The following is a 4,748-nucleotide window of genomic DNA, read 5'->3' on the forward strand; positions in this document are numbered from 1 at the left end:
AGTAGGGTGCATAATAATTGATGGGCAGACGTAGACACTCTGCCCATTTTTGTTGTCTCAGATGAGTTTTTGCTGAATGGGCAAAACAGCCCTGCATAGGTGCAAAATCTCAGTTAAACATGATCAGGTGATGTTGATGGCATGTGGGACAGACGACATGAGCCAAGGGGTCGTTGGCCAGTATAATCATGGCTTCAACCCATGGACTGTATTTCTGGTGTTTGCGTCTGGTGCCCATAATTTCCATATTACTGTAGCAATATTTGCTTTCACCAAAAGAGCGGGAGAGCCAGAATCAAAATGCCAGAATCCCATACGTTTGTGTCAGTGGCAGAAACGGAATTTCAGTGTCCCAGTTGAGTTTTCTATGAAAAAAGGAATTTGGACCAAAAAGGAGATGAAAGAAAATCAGGCGTTCTGGACATGAAATTTTTCAGTTTATCCAAAACACCTTTAACAATGGGACAACCCCTGGAAGCTTGTGACACCACCCCCTTTCTGGGAGAACAGCTGGATTTCCCGGCGGTGCCTGCAGGGTTTGCCCTGCCCCTCAGAACGGAGGTGCCGATTTTGCTGGTGTCTGGGACCCTGGATCCGGCCACGCCCCTGGATGGAGCATGGCACGTGAAAGTGGAGTTGGGTTACGCCATGCATCTGGTGATCGATGGGGGTGGTCATGGCAGTTACCCAAGCCTGCCTGCATATCGGTGCTACTTTCAGGTGCTGGATGGTTTTCTGAGGTCAGGTGTGGGGGCGGAGCTGTCCTGCACGGATCATCTGCAGCCTTTTCAGTTCCGGTTGCCCTGAGGCGTGGTGAGGGACCTGATTTTGGTTGGGGGCTGCCAGAGCTGGGGGTGTGGGGTGGAGGCCAGTTTGTTTCAATGGAAACATGGAGGGGGATGTATTATGTTAGGAATGAAGATGGTGTTGATCTGTGGGGGCTTTCCTCCGGTTGTTTCGGGGTTTTTGTTCTGTTTTAGACGAAAAGCATCCAGAGATGAAGGAGATACTTTTTTCACAAGCGAAATCCACATCAAAATCAAGAAATTGATCATTCCCAGTCCCTTCCCCCTCCCCTACTCTTTTCCCTCCCCGCTTCTGCCCCTGCCTCAGCTTAGTGAAAAGCACCCCGGCAGAACACCGGAGCCAGAAACTCCAGAGGAAAGGGCTGGGAACGAGGAAGAAGGGGAAACCAATCCCCGGCCGGGGAAAGGACGGGGGTGGGTTTGTTGGGATTGGCACACATCTCCCTGCTCGTGAAATTTATGGCATACTCACATGGTAAAATTTGACTGTTCCACCCGAAATGAATCCCGCGTATCTCTCCGAAAGGGGCCTCTTGTACAACGAATTCTGGTTTGAAATCGCTCTCCCCGGCACCCCCTCCACCCAACTGGCCTGGGCCAGTGGCATTCCCATCGGAGAGCACCTGGAACTCTACTACTGGGCTGAAGACGAGCGGCTCATGGTCGTCGACACCCTCCCTGCCCCCTCCTCATCCTTCCGCTATGAAGCCATCGAAATGATTGATTGGACGGAAACCAGCCTGACGTTCCGGCATGACAACATCAAAGAGCTGGCCAAGGCCATTCAGAAGGCCATGGATCTTCTCAACACCCAGGAGATCACCCTTGGGGTCAACCTGCACTTCGTGGGATACGAAACCCAGTGTATCCTGGACATCCCCACCCAACACCTGGAGCACTTCCTGAAACTGTATTTCAGTCCCTTTGATGGCTTCTCCTCCATGGAATACCGAGTCCGGAAGTCAGACAACAGCACTGCAGACGTTCCCGAGGCTTCCACCCCCTCGGTCCAGGAGCTGAAGGAGAAGGTCCTCCAGACACCCCTGGAAGGCATCCTCTACCCCGGATTCGTGCTGGAGGTGTGCCTGCCTCACCCTGATACGGACCTGCTCTTGTGGTTTCATTGCAAGAAACTGCACCAGTACCTCGAACTTTATGCCATTCCAGATGAGAAAAAACTCTACATTGCCGACATGGCTCCACATGGGGATCACCACCAGAAGTACAGTCTGAAGAACATGGTACGTTGGACGCCAGAAGAATCCTACGGTTTCAACCTCTTTGCCTTTGATGACCTGCAGGAAGCCACCCTCAAGCTGTTCGACCTGCTGCAGACCCGAGAGGTGAAACTGCGGATGAACCACCACTGGCTCCAGGACGGACAAAACCCCAGAATGACGCTTGCTGCGGGGAGCTTCTCGTACTGGCTGCACCTCTACTACAGTTTCCTGTACGGATTTTGCTCGATGGAGTACACCCTCACCTTGGACCGGCCAGCCCTGAGTATTCGGGGGAATTGGTGTATCGGAACAGATTTTAACGGTAGGATCAGAAAATTGCTGATATAAACGACATTTTTCGCATTCAAAACTGATGATGCTCAATACGACTGCTGTTACCTCTATGACAGTTTTTGCTGTCTCAATCGTCTTCCACTAATTCCAGCTCTTCAAAAATAGTGGACCAAGGGGTAAAGGGGCCACTGGGACGGATTTTATCGGGCTAATCCAAAATTCCTTCTCTGGGACAGGGTATTTTTCATTCAAAATCGTCGTCTGCCGCCACCAGGGGCCTCATCAATCCCTGTCTGACCACCTCTGGCACCTCAAAGTGGTACCGACCCAGCAGGTTGATGTGTTCCCGCACAAAGGGTGACAGCCTTTCTACGTCTTCCTTTAAAATGGTCATTCCCCTGTCCTGTAGGTGCTTCAAGGCTAGATCGGTGTATTTGGTGTTCCACAGGCAAATCGCATTCACCACCAGCCCCAATGCCCCCAGTTGGTCTTCCTGTCCAGCCTTGTAGGCTTGCCTCAGTTCCCCCCGTTTCCCATGGAACACTTCTCTGGCCAAGGAATGGCGGGACTCATGCAGGTTCAGTTGTTCCCGGATCTCCCGACGGTAGCTTTCATCGTCCAGGTACTTGAGGAGATGAATGGATTTCGCCATCCGTCCTATTTCTCCAATGGCCCGACCCAGTTTGTTGGGTTTGCCTTTCCTTTGCAGCACCCGCAGGATTTATGAGGCTTTAACCGTCCTGGTGGTCAGGGAGCCCACCACACGTAAGATTTCATCCCAGTGTTCCCGAATGATCTCCGTGTTGATCTTGTGGCGGGCCAGCTTGTTCAGGGCTCCATAATCTGCCTCTTTGTCCACCCGCCAGAACCGCTGGTCGGTTAAATCTGCCAGCCTCGGGGAGAACTGGTACCCCAGGAGCCGGTACAGGCCAAAAACAATGTCGGAGTACCCATGGGTATCTGAGGTGATCCGTTTGGGCTGCAATTCAGTGTTCTGTTCGAGTAAGCCATCGAGCACGAACAGGGAGTCGCGCATGGTCCCTGGAATTACGATCCCATGAAACCCAGTTCCATAGTCTGAGACGTAATTCAGCCAGGTGAGTCCACGGCCATGACCAAAGTATTTGGGGTTGGCTCTGGCATGGATACTGCGCACGGGCACTTTGAAACGCAGCCCATCCACAGAAGCCAGCTGACCCCCACCCCATTCCTGGGCGAGTGGGATGTCCTTCTGGAAGTTCACCAGACGGGCATTGGCGTCTGAGATGCTCTCCGCACGCACGTAATTCTGGTTCACCCACGACAGGCGGTCTTTGGACAGGGCTGGATTTTGTGTGTGGCTGACGGGCTCGAACCCAACGTTGCAGGCTTCTGAAGTGAGGACCGCACAAATAGACACCAGCAGGTCGGTGGCCCGGCTGTTCCCTTCACTGATGTGGGAAAACATTGACAGAAAACCCGTCCAGGAATGCACTTCCAGCAGGAGTTCTGGCAGGTCCACCTGTGGCAGCAATTTCTTGATTTCTGCCCTCAGCTGTTTGAGGGAGTCTGGTTCAACAAAAGCGTCCAGCTTCTCCAGGTGGGGGCTGACCGATTTTTGGTCTTCAGAATCCTGCAGTTCCAGGCTGGCATTTTTCTTGACCCGTCCCGCCACAAACAGGTAGTGCAGGTGCAAATCTTTGCTGATGCTGGCAATGAAGGTGTCAGCGTCAGGGCTGAGGTTCAAACTCTGGCAGACTTCAAGGCGCTGTTTTTCCCAGGACGCCGGGGACAGCAGTTTTGCGGTGGGATCCGTGTAGCGCAGGCTGTTTTCGACGAACACTTCCCTGCGAGAAAGGGCTTCCCACAGATGTTCCAGCACCCCCAGCGTGTAGGCTGCACGGTTGAGGGTGCCGTCTTCGTTTTTCAGTTTGCTCTTCCAGTGTCGGTCCAGCAGGTCTGTTGGGACTTCCCTCAGGTCCACTTTTTTGCGGCCCTCCAGCCTGCACAGGGCCTGCCAGGCTTCCAGTACAGGTTTGCCACTGCTGTTGGCCTGAAAAGAGAGGGTGGTCATCATCAGGGGCAGAAACTGCCTCACGTAACTGTACCGGCGCTGGAAATCTTCCAGTTTGCGGTCTTCCTGGCTCTGGGTGAGCAGGGTCACGGCTTCCAGCACATCCGCCAGTTTTTCCTTTGAAGCAATCTTGAAGGCCTGTTTCTTCAGTTCTTCCAGGGTGGTGATCTTGTCGTCCAGCAAAAGCGCCAGGATCTTTTTCATGGTCTGGGACGCTTGATCCAGCGAGGGCAGGTTTCTCATTCGGTCATCCCGGTATTCTTTTTGCAGTTTTCCCAGCACCTTGGCCATGAGGTCGTTCGTTGAGATGATTGTGTGTTAGGCCAGGCTCCCAGGTGGGAGAATGGACCTGTCATGCCCCCTCGAGTCGGTAAG

Annotated in this window: 3 protein-coding genes and 1 pseudogene; 3 read left to right on the forward strand and 1 reads right to left on the reverse strand. The window is 53.1% G+C overall.

Features of this window, described 5'->3' with window-relative positions; all coding sequences use genetic code 11:
• The first annotated feature begins 76 nt into the window (after positions 1 to 76).
• The 3 genes from IEY52_RS26205 to IEY52_RS26215 all read left to right on the forward strand — a co-directional run bounded on the left by IEY52_RS26205 (position 77) and on the right by IEY52_RS26215 (position 2,374).
• A complete protein-coding gene (locus IEY52_RS26205) occupies positions 77 to 427 on the forward strand; it encodes a hypothetical protein (protein ID WP_189009574.1) in 351 nt (116 codons plus the stop codon).
• 32 nt (positions 428 to 459) lie between these two features.
• Positions 460 to 807, forward strand: coding sequence for an alpha/beta hydrolase (locus tag IEY52_RS26210; RefSeq protein WP_189009577.1), 348 nt, complete (start codon positions 460 to 462; stop codon positions 805 to 807).
• 499 nt (positions 808 to 1,306) lie between these two features.
• Positions 1,307 to 2,374, forward strand: coding sequence for a hypothetical protein (locus IEY52_RS26215; protein ID WP_189009580.1), 1,068 nt, complete (start codon positions 1,307 to 1,309; stop codon positions 2,372 to 2,374).
• 190 nt (positions 2,375 to 2,564) lie between these two features.
• Here IEY52_RS26215 and IEY52_RS26225 read toward each other — a convergent pair.
• Positions 2,565 to 4,664: pseudogene (locus IEY52_RS26225) on the reverse strand (Tn3 family transposase).
• Positions 4,665 to 4,748 lie beyond the last annotated feature (84 nt).

Source organism: Deinococcus roseus, from assembly GCF_014646895.1.
Lineage (GTDB): Bacteria > Deinococcota > Deinococci > Deinococcales > Deinococcaceae > Deinococcus_C > Deinococcus_C roseus.

What these genes read in the sequence shown, in the direction of transcription:
- IEY52_RS26205 (WP_189009574.1), top strand. Translation starts at nt 77, where the DNA reads ATGGGCAAAACAGCCCTGCATAGGTGCAAAATCTCAGTTAAACATGAT.
- IEY52_RS26215 (WP_189009580.1), top strand. Translation starts at nt 1,307, where the DNA reads ATGAATCCCGCGTATCTCTCCGAAAGGGGCCTCTTGTACAACGAATTC.
- IEY52_RS26210 (WP_189009577.1), top strand. Translation starts at nt 460, where the DNA reads ATGGGACAACCCCTGGAAGCTTGTGACACCACCCCCTTTCTGGGAGAA.